We start from the raw sequence: 16,812 nt of genomic DNA, 5'->3' as shown, positions 1-16,812 counted from the left end.
GGATGGTTTGCATGGCTCTTGCCTTGACGGTGCTGCTGGCCGGCTGCGACGGCTCCGGTGGTTCCGGCGGCACGGTGTTCGGCCCCAATGTGCAGCTCAGCGGCCGGGTGACTTATGATTCCGTGCCAGTGGCCGCGTCCGTCACCCCGTATGTTGCTTATCTGGATTATGCGGAGACCGTCGCCCGCCCGGCGCGCGGCGTGCAGGTGGCCGCGATTGACGACGATGGCCGGGAGCTGGCCTCGGGCGCCACCGATGCCGACGGTCGCTACGTCCTCACCGTGCCCAAGAACACCCAGGTCCGCCTGCGCGCGGTCGCCCGTCTGTTCCAGGCGCCCGGCGAGGGCGCCAGTTGGGATTTCACCATACGCGACAACACCTCGCCCGGCTATGCCGACAAGGCGGCGTCCATCTATGCGGTGCAAGGCGAGGCATTCAACACCGGCGTTGCGCATCTGTCGCGCGACCTGCATGCGGCCTCGGGATGGACGGGCGCCGGGTATGGCAACCCGCGTTCCGCCGCGCCCTTCGCCATCCTGGACCAGATTTTCACGGGCATGCAAAAGGTTCTGGCCGTCGACCAGGACGCGGTCTTTGCGCCCATGAACACCTACTGGAGCATTCACAACCGATCGGCCAATGGCGACAAGGCCATCGGCGAGATCGGCACCAGCCACTGGCAGCCGGGCACCGACCATCCGGGGCTCTACATCCTCGGAAAAGAGGATTCCGACACCGACGAATACGATACGGCGGTGGTCGTGCACGAATGGGGGCACTATTTCGAGGCGAAATTCTCTCGTTCCGATAGTGTCGGCGGGTCGCATGGCGGCGGGGATCTTCTTGACATGCGGGTGTCGTTCGGCGAGGGCTGGGGCAATGCCCTGGCCGGCATGGTGCGCGACGATCCGATCTATGCCGATACCCAGGGGCCTCAGCAAAGCAAGGGCGGCGTCGTCATGGACCTGAACACCCCCGCCGACCCTGCTGACCCGCCTGGCTGGTTCAACGAGGCCTCGGTGCAGCATATGCTCTACCAGATGTACAAGGCGCCGTCGATCGGCTTCGGCGCGATCTACGAGACGATGGTCGGGCCGCAAAAGGACACCCCGGCCTATACCAGTCTGTTCTCGTTCGCCACCTACCTGCGTGGGGTCGTGGATGGGGCAGGGCAAGGCCTGACCGACACCTTGCTGGCCAATATCGGCATGGTCAATGGGGCCAAACTTGATATCTGGGGTGACGAACAGACCTATCCGGGGTCTCTTGCCGCCGATGGCAAGGATTTCGTCGTGCCGGTTTATAAGGATTTCCCGCTGGCTGCGGGCGAGAGAATCTGCGGCACGTATCTGCTTGAACAGGATTACAACAAGCTGGGCCGGTATCAGTTCCGGCGCGTGACGATCGATGAGGCAGACGCGGGCGACTATACGCTGACCTTCTACCCGGATCCAGTCGCGCCGGCTCCGCCGGATCTGAAAGAAGACGAACAGGCCGGACTGTATCTGTCTTCCCGTGGTGTATCGAAGCTTGAACTGGAGTTCGAGGGGCCGAGGGCGGGGGGCTATGGCGGCACGGTGGATGTGAGCCTGGACGCCGGCATTTACACTATGGCGGTGATCGATCAGCGCAATGATGGAACGGCATACTGCCAGACTGTCACCCTGACCAAAAAACCATGAGGACCTTCGCCATGAAACTCCAGCATCTGGCGATCGGTATCGCCCTGTTCGCGCTGACGGGCGTCAGCCACGGCGGCGGCCATGCCCACGCCATCACCCCCAAGCCCGGCGCGGCGGTGTCGGTGCAGCGGGCCGATGAGGTGCCCTTGTCCGTCGGCGTCCAGACGCGCCTGGACCTGCGGTTCGCCGGCAGGCCCGACAGCGTGCTGAGCGTCGAATACCGTCCCGAGGAAGGCCTGTTGCTGCATTCGCCGGCGACGGTGCAGCTGCGTAGCGACCTGCAAGGCGTGGCGACCGATGCGCCGACCGTCGAGGCGGTCACCGACGGCGTGCACTACCTGAACGTCTTCGTGACGCAGGGCGAGCGCAGCCGCGCGATCTCGATCCGCGTGACGGCCGGCAAGGCCGCCCGCGACGCGCGCAAGCTCAACGGCCAGGGGCAAACAGAAGCCCTGCCGTCGCCGGGCACATCCGGCGTGACCTCGCAAGGCGATCCCCTGGTCATCCTGCCGGCGGCCGAATAGCGCGTCGTTGGGTGCGCCGCTGCGCTGACGGACCTACAGGCGGTCGCGCCGATCCCCGCGCACAAAGCCCAGCAGGGGCTCGTCCAGGCCGCGGCCCACGGCCAGGACCTTGAACAGCTCGCCCATCTCGGCCTCGGACGTCAAGGTGTTGACCTCGGCCAGCAGGCGGGCCCGCGCCGCGGGGTCCTCGCCCGGTGCCTGGATCAGCCCGGCCAGGCCCGCGTTCATCAGAAAGCGCGCCTGCGACGCATAGCCCAGCACGTCCAGGCCGCCCGCCAGCGCGGCATCGGCCATGGCGGTGAAATCCACGTGGGTGGTGATGTCCTGCAGTCCGGCGAGGATCAGCGCCTGATCGTGCGCGTGATGGCGGAAATGGCACATCAAGGTGCCCTGGGCGCGCTGGGGATGGTAGAACTCGGCCTGCGGAAATCCGTAGTCGATCAGCAGCGCCGCGCCGCGTGCCAGCCACCGGCCCATGTGTCGCACCCAGGCCTCGGCCTGCCGGTTGAGCTCGGTGCGATAGCCCGGCAGGGGCGGCATGCGTTCAGCGAGGCTGCCGGCCAGCTCGGCCGGGGCCGGGCGCACCGCCCAGCGAAACGGGCAGGGCGCGTCGGGCTGGCCGTCCAGGGCCACGCCCAGGACCTCGACGGCGCCCTCGGCGTTCCAGCGCAGCAGCGCCGCCGGCATGGCATCCAGGACCTCGTTGGCGATCACGCAACCGCTGAAATCCTCGGGCAGGGCATCCAGCCATTGCACGGCATCCCCCCAGTGCGCCAGCCGTCCGGCCTGGCGCGCGCGCAGATCCGCGGAGAGTTCGATGATGCGATAGTTCACGGACTGGCCCAGGTCGTGCAGGGCGGGAATGAGGGTTTCCGCCAGGGCGCCGGAGCCCGCGCCGAACTCCAGGACCTCCGTGCTGCCTGAGGCCTGGAGGACCTGCGCCACCTGCCGGGCCAGCGCCTGGCCGAACAGGTGTCCGGCCTCGGGGGCGGTGATGAAATCGCCCGGGCCGCCGAACTTGCCGCTGCCCGCGCTGTAGTATCCCAGGCCCGGGGCATAGAGCGCCGCCTGCATCCAGTCCTCGAAGGGCAGCCAGCCGCCGGCGGCCTGGATGCGTTCGCGCAGTATGGCTTGTACGCGCAGGCCGTGGGCGTGCGCGTCCCCGCCGGGGACCGGCAGGCCGGATGGGATGGCGACGGTGGGCAAATCCATGCGCGACAGGATATCAGGCCCCGGCCGTGCCGGTCAGGCGAAGCGGGGGCGCTGCGCGGGCTTGGTGTCGTTGCGGCGCGCCTCGCGCTTGAAGGCGGACTTGGCGCCGACCTTGCCGGCCTTGTCGGTGCGCGCGGCAAAAGCCGGGCGATCGGTACGCGTGCGCTCGGCATGCTCGCCGCGTGCGGAGCGCCCCGGGCGCGCCGCATAGTCCGGCCTGGCCGGGCGCTCGGCGCGGTCCACGCGGGCGCCGGCGGGCGCGTCCTGCTGCCAGGGCTTGCGGGCATGATCCGAGCCGGCGGCGGCGGTGCCTTCCTTGTGCCAGGGTTTGCGCGCACGCGCCGCACCGTTGGCCGATTGTCCGCCCCCCTTGTGCCAGGGCTTGCCGCCCTGTGGGCGCGCCCCGCGCGGCTTGTCCCGGTAGGTCGGCCGCACGCTGCGGACGGGTTCCAGGCCGGGAATGGTCTCCATGGGGATGGACTGGCCGATGAAATGCTCGATGCGGCGCACCTTGTGGCGCTCCGCATGCACGGCGAGGGTGATGGCCTGGCCGTCGCGCCCGGCGCGTCCGGTGCGGCCGATGCGGTGGACATAGTCCTCGGCCTGCATGGGCAGGTCGTAATTGAAGGCGTGGCTGATGGTCTGCACGTCGATGCCGCGTGCGGCGACGTCCGTGGCCACCAGCACCCGCACCCGGCCTTTCTGCAGCATGCCGAGGGTGCGCGTGCGCTGGCGCTGGTTCATGTCGCCGTGCAGGGCGGCGGCGGCGAAACCGTTTTCACTCAGGTGGTCGGCCAGGTCGTCGGCGCCGCGCTTGGTCGAGGTAAAGACAATGGCCTGGTCCAGTTCAGTGTCGCGCAGCAAGTGGTCCAGCAGGCGCAGCTTGTGCGCCTTGTCGTCGGCATACAGCAGGTGCTGGGTGATGTTGGCGTGCCGCTGGTGTGCGTGCGAGATCTCGATGCGCTGGGGATCGCGCATCATGCCGGCGGCCAGCTTGGCCACGGTGCCGTCCAGGGTGGCCGAGAACAGCAGGGTCTGGCGCTCGGCGCCGATGCGCGCGACGATGGCCTCGATGTCCTCGATGAAGCCCATGTCCAGCATCCGGTCGGCCTCGTCCAGGATCAGGGTATGGACGGTCGACAGGTTGACGCGCTTGGCCTGCAGATGGTCGATCAGGCGGCCCGGCGTGGCCACCAGCACGTCCACGCGGCGGCCCAGCGCCTTGATCTGCGGGCCGTAGGGCATGCCGCCCACCACGGTGGTCACACGCAGGCCCTCGAGGTGGCGGCCATAGCTGGCCGTGGCGTCGGCGACCTGCATCGCCAGCTCGCGCGTCGGCGTCAGGACCAACACCTGCACGCCGCGCCCACCCTGGGCGGGACGGTGCGACAGGCGCTCGAGGGCCGGCAGCATGAAGGCGGCGGTCTTGCCGCTGCCCGTTTGCGAGGACACCATCAGGTCGCGGCCGGCGAGGGCCTGCGGAATGGCGGCCGCCTGCACGGACGTGGGCGTGTCGAAGCCTTCCGCGCGCAGGGCGGACAGCAGGGAGGGGCCTAGGCCCAGTGTTTCAAAAGACATACAGATCCTCATGCCATGCAAGCGATGGCAGGCATGCGCGAGGGATAGGGAAGGGTCGCCTCGAGCAGGTTGATGGAGCATCGTGCCGACCGGATCAACCTACTCATAGCGCAGCGCATCGAGGGATGCGGGCGCGACACAAAGGCCAGGGGGTCAGGAAGCGATGATGGGCGGCATGGGGAATCGGCGTGTTGCGTATGCGCCGACGGTGCTGCGTAGGGGGCCGATCCCGGCACCCGGATGCCGCCGCAAGAGTCTTGCAGCCCCGGCAGTATAACCCAGGGATAACCCGAGGTTTCAAGAAATTGGATAGCGAGTGTCGAATTTGCCCCGCGCTGTGGCAAAGAAGCTGCGTACGTTGCGCACCCGGGCATCGCCCGTGAAGGCCCGCCGCGCGAGCGCCTGGTAGGCATCCATGTCCGCCACCTGGGCCACCAGGATGAAGTCGGGACCGCTGCTGACCCGGTAGCATTGGCCGATGGCCGGATCGGCGACGATGCGCGCCTCGAAGGCATCCAGGTCCTCGGCGGCCTGGGTGTCCAGGGTGATCTCGATGATGGCCGTCAGCCCTACGCCCAAGGCGGCGGGATTCAGGATCGCGACCTGCCGCTCGATCACGCCGCTTTCCACCAGGCGGCGCACGCGGCGCAGGCAGGTGGGCGGCGAGGCGTGGACGCGCTGGGCCAGCGCCTGGTTGCTGAGACTGCAGTCGCGTTGCAGCTGGTCCAGGATGCGCAAATCGAGATCGTCGAGGTTCAGGTCGGGTGACGGCATGGTCTGGTTTTCGGAATGAAACATTCCTGGGGAGATGAAACAGAATTGAATGCTTTATTCATGGATAAATTGTATATGAAATTAAATTTCATTATGACTTATATGAGTCCATTAATTTCATAAAATAGAGAAATAGGAAATCTAATTTCATAGAAGTTCAACGACAATGGCCCTCATCATCCATTGACCCGGCAGAGGCATCCATGTGCGGCATCGTAGGCGCTGTGGCGCAAGACAATATCGTTCCCATCCTGCTCGAGGGCCTCAGGCGTCTCGAGTACCGGGGATATGACTCCTGCGGGGTCGCGGTGCATACCGGCACCGGCCTGCGGCGCGTGCGCAGCACGCAGCGCGTGGCCGAGCTCATCGCCGAGGCGGACCGGGACGGGTTGCAAGGCCTGACCGGCATTGCGCATACCCGCTGGGCGACGCATGGCGCGCCCGTGACGCACAACGCCCATCCTCATTTTTCGGGATCCACCCAAGGCGCGGCGCGCATTGCACTGGTGCACAACGGCATCATCGAGAACCACGACACCCTGCGGGCGGAATTGCAGTCGGCCGGTTATGTGTTCGAGAGCCAGACCGACACCGAGGTCATCGCCCACCTGGTCGACCACCTGTACGATGGGGATCTGTTCGCCGCCGTGCAGCAGGCCACGCGCCGGCTGGAAGGCGCCTATGCCATCGCCGTGTTCTGCGCCGAGGAACCCCACCGCGTGGTCGGCGCGCGGCAGGGCTCGCCCTTGGTGGTGGGGCGCGGCGCCGCCGGCAATTACCTGGCCTCCGACGCGCTGGCGCTGGCGGGCACCACCGACCAGATCATGTATCTGGAGGACGGCGACGTCGTCGACCTGCAACTCGCGCGGGTCTGGGTCAGCGATGGCCAGGGCCGTCCCGTCGAGCGGACTGTCCACACTGTGCAGGCGCACACCGGCGAGGCGGAACTGGGCCCCTACCGGCATTTCATGCAAAAGGAAATCTTCGAGCAGCCGCGCGCCGTGGGCGACACCCTGCAGGACATCGACTCGATCATGCCGGAACTGTTCGGCGACGGCGCCCATGAGGTCTTCCAGGCCATCGACCGGGTCCTCATCCTGGCCTGCGGGACCAGCTATTACGCGGGCCTGACGGCGCGCTATTGGATCGAGTCGGTGGCGGGCGTGCCGGTCAACGTCGAGATCGCCAGCGAGTACCGCTATCGCACCAGCGTGTCCGATCCACGCACCCTGGTCGTGACGATCTCGCAGTCGGGCGAGACCGCCGACACCCTGGCGGCGCTGAAGCACGCCCGGGAATTGGGCATGGCGCACAGCCTGACCATTTGCAACGTCGCCACCAGCGCCATGGTGCGGGAATGCCGGCTGGCCTTCATCACCCGCGCGGGCGTCGAGATCGGCGTTGCCTCGACCAAGGCCTTTACCACCCAGTTGACCGCCCTATACCTGTTGACGCTGGCGCTGGCCCAGACGCGCGGCCGCCTGGATGACGCCGCCGAGGCGCAGGCCATCAAGTCCCTACGGCACCTGCCGGCGGCGATTTCCGCGGTCCTGGCCCTGGAACCCCAGATCATGGCCTGGGCCGAACGTTTCGCCAGCAAGGAACACGCCTTGTTCCTCGGGCGCGGCATGCATTACCCCATCGCCCTCGAGGGTGCGCTGAAACTGAAGGAAATCAGCTACATCCACGCCGAGGCCTATCCCGCCGGCGAACTGAAGCACGGCCCCTTGGCCCTGGTGACCGACGCCATGCCGGTGATCACCATCGCGCCGCATGACGAACTGCTGGAAAAGCTGAAATCCAATATGCAGGAGGTCCGTGCGCGCGGCGGCGAACTGTACGTATTCGCCGACGCGGATTCCCACATCGCCAGCGCCGAGGGCATGCACGTCATCCGCATGCCCGAGCACTACGGGCGCCTGTCGCCGATCCTGCATACCGTGCCGCTGCAATTGCTGGCCTATCACACGGCCTGCGCCCGCGGCACGGATGTGGACAAGCCGCGCAATCTGGCCAAGAGCGTGACGGTGGAATAGGCCGCCGGACGGCACTCAACGCATGAAGGGAGGAAATAAAGTCTGTCGGTAGGAAATAAAGTCCGTCGATTGCTATTTCCTTCTATCGTCTGTTAATTCCGTCTTACAAGCGTATAAGTTGTTTTAATTTTGATTATTTTGTAGATGCTGAAAAAATTTGATTACGGATTGTCAATCAGTCCTATTGCTTCGTACAGAATTGTCAGCGTCTCCATAGATATCTGTGGCTGTGAGGATGCTCTGTACTAAGCTTGAGTGATGTTCTAGAAGCACAGTATCTGACTTATGCGCTAGGTGTGGAGGTTTTGCAGGGGCATCCAGGCATTTAGGAGTGTGGTTTTTGCGACGTACCGCTTCCTTTATTTGCTCGGTATGACCATTTAACTTGCATAAGTCCATGCATATTTGATAGGCTATTACTAAGGGGCAACGTTTCGACTTGCCGCTCCCGTCTCTCAAACAACGACTGAGACCCATCATGAACCGCTACGAATGCTACACACCGAAGAATTGGACGATGACGATCGCTGTCATATCGACCGTTTACGGCCGTGTGTGCGGGGACATGATGTTGTGACGCTTTAATGCCGTCATCCACAAGCCCCGCCACTATTGCGGGGCTTGTTGCTTTTATGGGCTCCGCCAAGATTACAAGACTAATTGGAGCCCCCCTCATGTCATCCATACCGCCCAACATACGCTAACTGACTGACCGCCCGTAGGCAGCCCCGTCATCTTGACACAGGTTGCAGTATCGGTCGTCAGCCACGATTTCCGCCTATTTGCCACCCATTTGTATCGGAGACACATCATGTCCGAGGCCCGTGCTCGTCTGGATGCTTTGCCCAACCTTTATCCGAAACTCTTTCCGCGCGGCCCCTTGCCCTGGGGCTTTGAGGTGAGCGATGGCTGGAGCGAACTGGTGGCCATACTGTGTGCCCGTATCGATTCAATCCTGTGCGAGACCCAGAGCGCTCGCATGCAAGTTGTACAGGTCAAAGAGAAGTTTGGCGCCCTGCGGTTTTATTACGAGTTGAAGGGGGCTGATGCCTCGATCTCGGGCGTAATCCGGGAGGCAGTGGCGCTGGCTGAGGCTGCAAGCACTCATATCTGTGAGCGGTGTGGGTGTCCAGGTGAGCATCGCACTGGCGGTGGCTGGTTTGTCACGTTATGCGCCGCGTGTAGTGCGACTGACCCTTGAAGACTAAATATAAGAATAGGAAGAAACATCATGGAACAGAAAGATTTTGCCGAGGCCTTGTCTGAATGTCTGGACGACGAAGCTTGCAAGCAAGTGCTGGGCGATGAGGCACGGATCGCCCAAGCGCCTGAGGCACCGATGAATAATTTTTTTGGCGATGATTTATTCACGCTTTTGTACTTGCGCGAGGGGCCGTGCTCAAGAGGTTTGGTACGTATCAGGGGGAGCCTTGAGGAAGTGTCCAACCAGAAGCTGTCACGCCACCTCCGAGCTAATGCAGCGGTGGTGCTCGGGCATTTCGTATTGTCGCGCCACTCTAAAGTTGATTTGTACGCACGTGGCGTAAGCCATCCCATCGAATGGTTTCGCCTGGCGCGCCAGTTGGGTAGTGTGATCGGTGGGCTTGCCTACGCCAACGTTCTCTTGGCTGAGGCTAACCAGAGCGTCGAATTTAGCCTAGAGAAGGACCCACTGCCCAGGCTCGTGTGGGACTCGAAACCAGAAGCTTCGGCACCCAGCCCAAGCGATAGAATTTGCGAGGCTTGGTGCATGGGTGCGCGCGTTGCCTTGCGTCATGTGCAGCGCGACTTTACTGGATGGGGGACCGAGGCGTTTGGCTGTGCGCTAGCCTGCGTGGTGAATTACCTGACACTGCTACCTCAGCAACAAAGACTCACTGGAGTTTCGCCGTTGCCACAACGTCGTGCAGCGCTTGCCTGGCTCAAACCGCTGTGGAACCGCCTGATTGTCGCTGCGCCCGAGCACGTTCTGGATCCGCAAGCGTACCGTATGGCTCTCGTCGAGCAGCAGTTGGCCGTCTTCATGCGCTTGGATGACCTGGAGCAGGGGCGAGGCGACTATGTGAGGGCTCCTGTAGCTGTTGATTCACTTGTCTCTGAGGGTGGTCAGATTATTGTGATCCGTGGCGAAATCCCGGACACCTCTGATCGCTCGGAAAAGGACTATCTGAAGCGCTATGAAGTATTGCGGCGACCGGTAGCACTCACTTCTTTGCCTGACCTCACGGGGTTGGAGGCAATCCGTCGTGCTCTGGAGGTAGAGTTTCCCTGGGCCATTGAGGCAATTGGTACCGTGATGAGCGATCTGCTTGCTCGGCGGCGTCACGGAGCAGTGCGCCTAGGCTTGTCTCCTATCTTACTGGCGGGACTGCCGGGCACGGGCAAGACGCGCTTTGCGCAGCGCCTCAGTGACCTGCTGGGTACGCCCAATACGGTCATCAATCTTGCGGGCATGGCCGACGTCAAGGTCTTGAAGGGGGTGGCGCGGGGCTGGGCAAGTAATCGCCCCTCTCGGATGCTGGAATTCATCCAGCAAGCCCGCGTCGCCAACCCTTTATTTGTGCTCGATGAGATCGATAAGGCGCGTGGTGGTCACAGTAATGGCGGTGATCCCCAGGAGGCGCTGCTTGATCTGCTTGAGCCAGGCAATGCCAAACGGTACCAGGACATCTATCTCATGGCCGAATGTGATCTTTCGTACTGTCTATACATCGCCACAAGTAACTCGCTCGCAAAGGTTCCAGAACCGCTGCTCTCACGTCTGCGTCCGGTGTATTTTCCACCCCCTGGGCCAGAGCACACGGAGAGCATCGTGCAGGGTTTGCTTGCTGACCTGGCACGTAGCTGGGGACTGCCTGAAGGCACTTTGATGGTCACTCCACATCAGACCGCACTGTTGCGCGGCCTTGCCCCGCGCGAGCTTCGCCGTGCGTTGCTTGATCTCTTCGGGGATGAGGCAAATGGCGCTGTCTACACGCTGCATTAATCCGCCTCGGCCTGCCAGTTATTGGCCGGTCGGGGCACTCAAACAATCGAGTCATTATGCAAGTCTTACATCAACGCTTTTCTGAGAATTTGTCTGGCCGCGACTTCGTAGTCGGGGATCTACACGGGTGCCTGGATCTGTTTCAGGCGCAATTGGATCGAATTGGGTTCGACACCGCTCGGGATCGAGTATTTTCTGTGGGGGATTTGGCAGATCGTGGGCCAGACTCTATGGGTTGCCTGCGGCTGTTGCGTGAGCCGTGGTTTCATGCGGTGCGAGGCAATCACGAGGACATGCTCATCGATTATGCCGACCCGGCTACCCCTTATGCCTATGGGAGAACTGCAGATCTGTTCTTTGGCAACGGAGGGCGCTGGGTATTGGATCTGAATAAGTTCGATCAGGATGAGCTCTGGGAGGATTTGGTGCCTAGGGCAGCGAAACTTCCCTACGTCATCACGGTGGGCGAGGGCACGGCGCGATTTCATGTCGCGCATGCAGAGCTGATGACTGGGCACGTAAATGAAGTCAGTGCTTGGCTCAAAGGCCAGGAGAGTAGGTCACTAAAACAGGTGCTGACCGATGCGATGATCAATGATGAAATACTCGCGACGATGATCGAGCCGCTCGCCTGGGGAAGGCGGCTGATTCGAGAGGTTAAGTCGCGTGAGACATCCGAGATAACTACCCCGTATGGGAAACTAACGATTAGCCACAAGCCATGGCATTCTGGGCTCGCGCTTACCTATGCGGGGCATACGCCGTTGAAACATATGGTGCTGCATGAGTCTCATCTGTACATCGATCGGGGTGCCTACGCTAGAAAGCCGGGTAGCTGCTTGCTGGTGCTACATCACCAGGAGGTGCGGGAGTGGCTTGGCCTGTGGACGCCTGGTGACGAGCCTTGATGGCTCACGCCACCGACGAAACATGCACATAGGAAACCAAAGGCAAAAGGTGCGTTTTGCAATCTGGCTGCTTAGGGCCTTTCCGGCGTTTGGATAGCACGACTTTTATAAAAGAAAGTGTCAAATGAAAAAGATAGCTTTGGCAATAAGGCGAAGGCTCCTAATGGACTGGCTATGTAGTATGTCGGCCAGGAGCCTATACTAATCGAATGATCTGGAGCAAAGCTTTTGTGTGCATTTTGATCGCGTGGATATCTCTATTCGGATCCATCGCACAGGCGACTGCATGCCCTGATATGCCGATGATGGCAATGTCTACAGAGGCTCAGGTAGTAGTCGGTCGAGATGTTCATGAAAACTTGCATAATGGGCAAATGCCTATTGCCACGGCCCTGCCGGGGTTTCACAGCGGGGCATGCATGTCATTGTCATGCATGGTGGCTGTACTACCTGACAAACCTCAATTGGCAGCTATAGCTGTTTCGATGGCTTATGCTGTGCCCAGCAATTCTCTTCCCGATCAGTTTCTTCCAGATGTTATGCCTCCGCCACCGCGTACGCACAGAATATTTATTTAACGAGTTTTTCCGAATTGGCGCCTGCGTAATCCGCAGGGCCGCGCGTGGAGTTAATTGAATCTAGGAGATATACATGAATACGACGAGATTGCTTATTACATCTTTTACTGTTCTTTTGTTGGGTATGGGGAACGTAGCCTTTGCAGCGACACCTAGCGGTGATAGCACCGCGACCATGCCCAATGCATCAGGGATGATGCAGGATGGCAATACGCCCAGAATGGGCCATATGATGCGTGGTGGCATGATGGGAATGATGGGCGGTTGTCCGATGATGGGTGCGGAAGGAGGGCCCAACGGAAAAGTCATGATGCAGATGCATGGCGAGATGATGCGCTCCATGGGCGAGATTATGATGAAATATGCCGATAAACTTGAAGCACCGTCCTCGTCTACGTCTAAATAGCTAGGCTCGTATAGGCGAAAGAGGCGTCATCCCTTTGCAGCATGGGATGGCGCACAACTTACAGCATCTACTCGACCGGTTCAGTGGAAATATCGGAATATTTTCGAGAAAAATTGCTGCTGAGCCCCTGAGCTAGATACTTCTGACCAAAGCTCCATAAATTGGTTGCAAGCGCTCTATTGTTCGACTATAGTAGAAATATGGAAACAAATTCAGTTCTTGAGGCGCTTGCCGCCCTGGCTCACTCGATTCGCTTGTCGGTCTATCGCCTCTTGGTGCAAGCCGGGCCAAAAGGCCTGCCTGCAGGGCGCATCGCGGAATTGATGGAGATACCTGCCTCATCGTTGTCTTTTCATCTGAAAGAGCTACACCGGGCAGGATTGCTCGCCAGTCGTCAGGATGGGCGGTCGATTATTTATTCAGCACGCTACGAGACGATGAACGATTTGCTTGGTTACCTCACGGAAAACTGCTGCGGCGGCAATCCGTGCTCGCCCATCACCAGCTGTGACACCTCATTGGAGTCCAAATCATGAAGCGCTTTCATGTCCATGTCGCGGTAGCCGACCTGTCGGCCAGCATCCGCTACTACTCAGCTCTCTTTGCAGCCGAACCCACAACGGTCAAATCAGACTATGCGAAATGGGCGCTTGACGACCCACGGGTGAGTTTTGCGATCTCCGTCCGAGGCACTTCGCCAGACAAGCTCGGTGTCGATCACTTAGGTATTCAGGTGGAAACCGATGAAGAGCTGGCAGAGATGCAAGATCGCCTGGTAAGTGCGAGCCTCCCTCTGCAGAAGCAAAGCAATACGACCTGCTGCTATGCGAAGTCCGACAAGTACTGGTCTGTTGATCCTCAAGGCGTGGCCTGGGAGTCATTCCAGACGCTGGAGAGCGCACCGACCTATGGCCAGTCTCGCCAGGCAACAGACAGCGGTGGCGTGTGCTGTACACCAGTACCGAGTTCCTTCGATATGGAGCCCAAGGTAGAAAATGCGTGCTGTAAACCTGGCTCAGCTTGCTGCTAGGACCCAATGAGCCAACCCTCGTGACTTCAAAACACTATTCGATCATGTCTGACAGAACTTTCAATGTGCTGGGCAAAACATGCCCCCGAGCCTATATCACTAGCAGTCAACAAACTGCAGAGTCCAAGGAATGAGCTCGGTCGCGCAAGTAGCCGCTCTCCCGCAGGGCGGCGGTATCAGCTTCTTTGAGCGCTACCTAACTGTATGGGTGCTGCTTTGTATCGTCGCGGGCATCTTGCTGGGCCAAGGCATGCCGGGGGTATTTCAAGGTATCGCGGCTGTGGAGGTGGCACAAGTCAATCTACCGGTGGGCCTACTGATCTGGGTCATGATCATCCCTATGCTGATCAAGATCGATTTCGCCGCCATGGGACAGGTAACCAGCCACTGGCGCGGCATCGGCGTGACGCTATTCGTAAATTGGCTGGTGAAGCCGTTTTCGATGGCGCTCTTGGCCTGGATCTTCATACGCCACCTGTTTGCAGGCTGGTTACCCGCAGATCAACTCGATGGCTATGTGGCGGGCCTGATTCTGCTGGCAGCCGCGCCCTGTACCGCGATGGTTTTTGTCTGGTCGCAGCTATGCAAAGGTGACCCTTACTTCACACTATCCCAGGTGGCACTGAACGATGCCATCATGATCGTGGCGTTCGCACCAGTCGTCGCACTATTGCTCGGGCTCTCCTCGATCTCGGTGCCGTGGGATACGCTGATTACATCGGTCGTGCTGTACATCATCATCCCGGTATTCATCGCGCAGGTGATCCGTAAGTTGCTGCTCTCCAGGGGAGAAGCGACGTATCAGCGTGTGGTCAGCGCATTGGGCCCGTATTCCATCGCTGCACTGTTGGTCACGCTGGTCCTGCTGTTCGGCTTCCAGGGCAATGCGATCGTTGAAAAACCGCTGATTATCCTATTGCTAGCTATTCCTATCTTGATTCAGGTCGTGCTGAACTCGGGTCTGGCGTACTACCTGAATCGCCGATTGGGCGTAGCCCATTGTGTAGCAGGTCCATCGGCTCTGATCGGCGCCAGCAATTTCTTTGAACTGGCTGTGGCTACGGCCATCAGCCTGTTCGGTTTCCAATCAGGTGCGGCACTCGCTACCGTGGTCGGCGTGCTCATCGAGGTGCCTATCATGCTTGTCGTGGTTCGCATCGTTAATCGCTCACGCCCCTGGTATGAAGCAAAGGCAAGCTAAGGATTCACAATGTCTACAACCATCTATCACAACCCCGCGTGCGGGACCTCTCGCAATACGCTGGCAATGATTTGCAATGCGGGCATAGAACCGCAGGTGATCGAGTATCTGAGCGCACCGCCGACACGCGCTGAACTGCAAGACATGATTTGCCGGGCGGGTCTATCGGTGCGCCAGGCGATCCGAGAAAAAGGTACCCCTTATGCGGAGCTCGGTCTGGATAACCTCGATCTGACCGATGATCAATTATTGGATGCCATGCTGGCTCACCCGGTCCTGATTAATCGTCCGTTCGTCGTCACAGAGCTTGGCGTGCGTCTATGCCGGCCATCAGAGCTCGTGCTTGAGATTCTGCCTTCTCCCCAGCAAGGCGCCTTCTCCAAGGAGGATGGAGAAGTGGTGATCGACTCAGCAGGCCAGAGGGTAAGCCAATGATCGAAACACTACCCAACATCGTTCCTGCAGTGCTGGATGCACCTGACTTGAGTAAGCTGGAGTCACTGGCGCCTAGCCAACATCCCCCTCGCATTCTATTGTTGTACGGGTCGCTTCGGGAGACCTCCTATAGCCGACTGCTCACTTTAGAAGCCGAGCGGCTTTTGCAGCATCTTGGCGCTGAAACTCGGATTTTTGACCCGCACGGCTTGCCAGTCGTTGATAGCGTATCCGCCGATCACCCCAAGGTTGTTGAGCTTCGAAAGCTATCCGAATGGTCTGAGGGCCAAGTCTGGTGTAGTCCCGAGCGGCATGGCACGCTCACTGCCGTGTTTAAGAATCAGATCGACTGGCTGCCCTTGGAAAGCGGCGGCGTGCGTCCCACGCAAGGTCGTACGCTCGCTGTTATGCAGGTTAATGGCGGCTCGCAGTCCTTCAATGCAGTCAATGCGTTACGCATCCTCGGGCGCTGGATGCGGATGGTCACGATCCCCAATCAGTCTTCGGTGGCCAAGGCTTACCAGGAGTTTGACGAGCATGGCCGAATGAAGCCGTCTTCGTACTATGATCGCGTCGTGGATGTCATGGAGGAACTGTACAAGTTCACATTGCTGGTTCGGGACCGCTCCGATTATCTGACTGATCGGTATAGTGAGCGGAAGGAAGCTGCCCCAAAAATGGCGTCAACGCTCATCGCGGCGGCTATGAGCCACGAAAAGGAAGTCGTTGTCAGTGGCATAGTGAGCGAGGTTGAGTGACTGTAAAGCACCATCCCTTACTGTCTAGGATGGTGCTCAAGTTTCTCAGATTACTGATTTTTTAACGTCGTGATGACATACGCGCCGTTGATGTTCTCCAGGCGGAATTTCACCTTTCCGCCTTCTTTGGCCTGCTGGAGCGTCGCAGCGTCCTTGGTCTTGTAGGCCATTGTCATTGGCGGCATACCAACATTTTTGAGTTCGCCATGCTCAAGGGTCACCATTCCAGTTTGCCGATCAACTTTGCGAACGGTGCCTTCGGCTAGATCCATGTCTGCATGCGAAGCTGAGGTGTCATGTGTGGCCATGCCCATGCCCATCATATCCATTTTCATGTCGCCAGCTGCGTTCATATCCATTTTCATACCATCGCCAGCAAAGACTGCAGGAGCCATTCCGAAGGTCAAAATTACTGCAATTGAGAGAGTGGCTAGTTTGTTCATAATTTTCTCCAAAGTGAAAAGGGTGGCACCTTCGTGCCAGACAGACGTCGTGTCAATGACGAATTGAGTCAAGAGCGGTGGATGCGCCGCCGCTGCAGCAAAAACCAGGCTGCGGGAATCACAAACATAGACAAGTGCGTATTCCGATGATTGTGACCACCGATTCCGGTGATCGTGACCAGGCAGCCCGGTCCCTCTGATTTTCCCTGATTCCGGCATCGTGACCACCTATTCCGGTGGTGTGACCATCGATTCCGATGA

Annotated in this window: 16 protein-coding genes; 12 read left to right on the top strand and 4 right to left on the bottom strand. The window is 60.1% G+C overall.

Going from position 1 to position 16,812, the window contains the following annotated elements:
• Positions 1 to 11: 11 nt before the first annotated feature.
• Positions 12 to 1,682, top strand: a complete 1,671-nt coding sequence (locus OOZ48_RS12310; RefSeq protein WP_269498749.1) for a hypothetical protein — start codon at positions 12 to 14, stop codon at positions 1,680 to 1,682.
• Positions 1,683 to 1,693: 11 nt separating this feature from the next.
• Positions 1,694 to 2,206 (top strand): hypothetical protein, encoded by a 513-nt coding sequence (locus OOZ48_RS12305; RefSeq protein WP_269498747.1) that lies wholly within the window; start codon positions 1,694 to 1,696, stop codon positions 2,204 to 2,206.
• A gap of 33 nt (positions 2,207 to 2,239) precedes the next feature.
• Here the strand turns inward: OOZ48_RS12305 and OOZ48_RS12300 are convergent, their stop codons facing one another.
• From OOZ48_RS12300 to OOZ48_RS12290, 3 genes are all read right to left on the bottom strand, one after another.
• Positions 2,240 to 3,418, bottom strand: coding sequence for a class I SAM-dependent methyltransferase (locus tag OOZ48_RS12300; protein ID WP_269498744.1), 1,179 nt, complete (start codon positions 3,416 to 3,418; stop codon positions 2,240 to 2,242).
• A 33-nt stretch (positions 3,419 to 3,451) separates the two neighbouring features.
• Positions 3,452 to 4,996, bottom strand: coding sequence for a DEAD/DEAH box helicase (locus tag OOZ48_RS12295; RefSeq protein WP_269498742.1), 1,545 nt, complete (start codon positions 4,994 to 4,996; stop codon positions 3,452 to 3,454).
• Positions 4,997 to 5,293: 297 nt separating this feature from the next.
• Positions 5,294 to 5,770, bottom strand: coding sequence for an Lrp/AsnC family transcriptional regulator (locus OOZ48_RS12290; protein ID WP_269498740.1), 477 nt, complete (start codon positions 5,768 to 5,770; stop codon positions 5,294 to 5,296).
• A gap of 203 nt (positions 5,771 to 5,973) precedes the next feature.
• Here OOZ48_RS12290 and glmS point away from each other — a divergent pair, with 203 nt between their 5' ends.
• The 10 genes from glmS to arsH all read left to right on the top strand — a co-directional run bounded on the left by glmS (position 5,974) and on the right by arsH (position 16,108).
• The gene (gene glmS / locus OOZ48_RS12285; protein WP_269498737.1) at positions 5,974 to 7,806 is read left to right on the top strand and encodes a glutamine--fructose-6-phosphate transaminase (isomerizing); all 1,833 of its coding nucleotides are present in this window, start codon (positions 5,974 to 5,976) and stop codon (positions 7,804 to 7,806) included.
• Positions 7,807 to 8,617: 811 nt separating this feature from the next.
• Positions 8,618 to 9,007: a hypothetical protein gene (locus tag OOZ48_RS12280; protein ID WP_269498734.1), complete on the top strand. Its 390-nt coding sequence runs from the start codon at positions 8,618 to 8,620 to the stop codon at positions 9,005 to 9,007.
• A gap of 30 nt (positions 9,008 to 9,037) precedes the next feature.
• Positions 9,038 to 10,792 (top strand): AAA family ATPase, encoded by a 1,755-nt coding sequence (locus OOZ48_RS12275; RefSeq protein WP_269498731.1) that lies wholly within the window; start codon positions 9,038 to 9,040, stop codon positions 10,790 to 10,792.
• Between the two features lie 56 nt (positions 10,793 to 10,848).
• Positions 10,849 to 11,700, top strand: a complete 852-nt coding sequence (locus tag OOZ48_RS12270; RefSeq protein WP_269498729.1) for a metallophosphoesterase — start codon at positions 10,849 to 10,851, stop codon at positions 11,698 to 11,700.
• A 651-nt stretch (positions 11,701 to 12,351) separates the two neighbouring features.
• Complete coding sequence (locus tag OOZ48_RS12265; protein WP_269498727.1) at positions 12,352 to 12,684, top strand: hypothetical protein; 333 nt, start codon at positions 12,352 to 12,354, stop codon at positions 12,682 to 12,684.
• Between the two features lie 200 nt (positions 12,685 to 12,884).
• Complete coding sequence (locus OOZ48_RS12260; protein WP_269498725.1) at positions 12,885 to 13,220, top strand: ArsR/SmtB family transcription factor; 336 nt, start codon at positions 12,885 to 12,887, stop codon at positions 13,218 to 13,220.
• The gene (locus tag OOZ48_RS12255; RefSeq protein ID WP_269498724.1) at positions 13,217 to 13,714 is read left to right on the top strand and encodes an ArsI/CadI family heavy metal resistance metalloenzyme; all 498 of its coding nucleotides are present in this window, start codon (positions 13,217 to 13,219) and stop codon (positions 13,712 to 13,714) included. Before OOZ48_RS12260 ends, OOZ48_RS12255 begins: the two co-directional genes overlap by 4 nt.
• Before the next feature lie 130 nt (positions 13,715 to 13,844).
• Positions 13,845 to 14,915: an ACR3 family arsenite efflux transporter gene (arsB, locus tag OOZ48_RS12250; RefSeq protein ID WP_269498722.1), complete on the top strand. Its 1,071-nt coding sequence runs from the start codon at positions 13,845 to 13,847 to the stop codon at positions 14,913 to 14,915.
• 9 nt (positions 14,916 to 14,924) lie between these two features.
• Positions 14,925 to 15,350 (top strand): arsenate reductase (glutaredoxin), encoded by a 426-nt coding sequence (gene arsC, locus OOZ48_RS12245; protein WP_269498720.1) that lies wholly within the window; start codon positions 14,925 to 14,927, stop codon positions 15,348 to 15,350.
• Entirely contained in the window at positions 15,347 to 16,108 is a 762-nt protein-coding gene (gene arsH, locus OOZ48_RS12240; protein ID WP_269498718.1) for an arsenical resistance protein ArsH, read from the top strand. Before arsC ends, arsH begins: the two co-directional genes overlap by 4 nt.
• Before the next feature lie 50 nt (positions 16,109 to 16,158).
• Here arsH and OOZ48_RS12235 read toward each other — a convergent pair whose 3' ends face one another.
• Entirely contained in the window at positions 16,159 to 16,551 is a 393-nt protein-coding gene (locus OOZ48_RS12235; RefSeq protein WP_269498716.1) for a copper-binding protein, read from the bottom strand.
• Positions 16,552 to 16,812: the final 261 nt, after the last annotated feature.

The sequence above is a fragment of the Castellaniella sp. S9 genome (genome assembly GCF_027257175.1).
Lineage (GTDB): Bacteria > Pseudomonadota > Gammaproteobacteria > Burkholderiales > Burkholderiaceae_B > Castellaniella.
This window is presented reverse-complemented; position numbering and strand designations above follow the sequence as displayed.

Coding starts and splice junctions, on each gene's coding strand:
- arsH (WP_269498718.1), top strand. CDS start 15,347: ATGATCGAAACACTACCCAACATCGTTCCTGCAGTGCTGGATGCACCT.
- OOZ48_RS12305 (WP_269498747.1), top strand. CDS start 1,694: ATGAAACTCCAGCATCTGGCGATCGGTATCGCCCTGTTCGCGCTGACG.
- OOZ48_RS12300 (WP_269498744.1), bottom strand. CDS start 3,418: ATGGATTTGCCCACCGTCGCCATCCCATCCGGCCTGCCGGTCCCCGGC.
- OOZ48_RS12290 (WP_269498740.1), bottom strand. CDS start 5,770: ATGCCGTCACCCGACCTGAACCTCGACGATCTCGATTTGCGCATCCTG.
- arsB (WP_269498722.1), top strand. CDS start 13,845: ATGAGCTCGGTCGCGCAAGTAGCCGCTCTCCCGCAGGGCGGCGGTATC.
- OOZ48_RS12260 (WP_269498725.1), top strand. CDS start 12,885: ATGGAAACAAATTCAGTTCTTGAGGCGCTTGCCGCCCTGGCTCACTCG.
- OOZ48_RS12235 (WP_269498716.1), bottom strand. CDS start 16,551: ATGAACAAACTAGCCACTCTCTCAATTGCAGTAATTTTGACCTTCGGA.
- OOZ48_RS12255 (WP_269498724.1), top strand. CDS start 13,217: ATGAAGCGCTTTCATGTCCATGTCGCGGTAGCCGACCTGTCGGCCAGC.
- OOZ48_RS12280 (WP_269498734.1), top strand. CDS start 8,618: ATGTCCGAGGCCCGTGCTCGTCTGGATGCTTTGCCCAACCTTTATCCG.
- glmS (WP_269498737.1), top strand. CDS start 5,974: ATGTGCGGCATCGTAGGCGCTGTGGCGCAAGACAATATCGTTCCCATC.
- arsC (WP_269498720.1), top strand. CDS start 14,925: ATGTCTACAACCATCTATCACAACCCCGCGTGCGGGACCTCTCGCAAT.
- OOZ48_RS12270 (WP_269498729.1), top strand. CDS start 10,849: ATGCAAGTCTTACATCAACGCTTTTCTGAGAATTTGTCTGGCCGCGAC.
- OOZ48_RS12295 (WP_269498742.1), bottom strand. CDS start 4,996: ATGTCTTTTGAAACACTGGGCCTAGGCCCCTCCCTGCTGTCCGCCCTG.
- OOZ48_RS12265 (WP_269498727.1), top strand. CDS start 12,352: ATGAATACGACGAGATTGCTTATTACATCTTTTACTGTTCTTTTGTTG.
- OOZ48_RS12310 (WP_269498749.1), top strand. CDS start 12: ATGGCTCTTGCCTTGACGGTGCTGCTGGCCGGCTGCGACGGCTCCGGT.
- OOZ48_RS12275 (WP_269498731.1), top strand. CDS start 9,038: ATGGAACAGAAAGATTTTGCCGAGGCCTTGTCTGAATGTCTGGACGAC.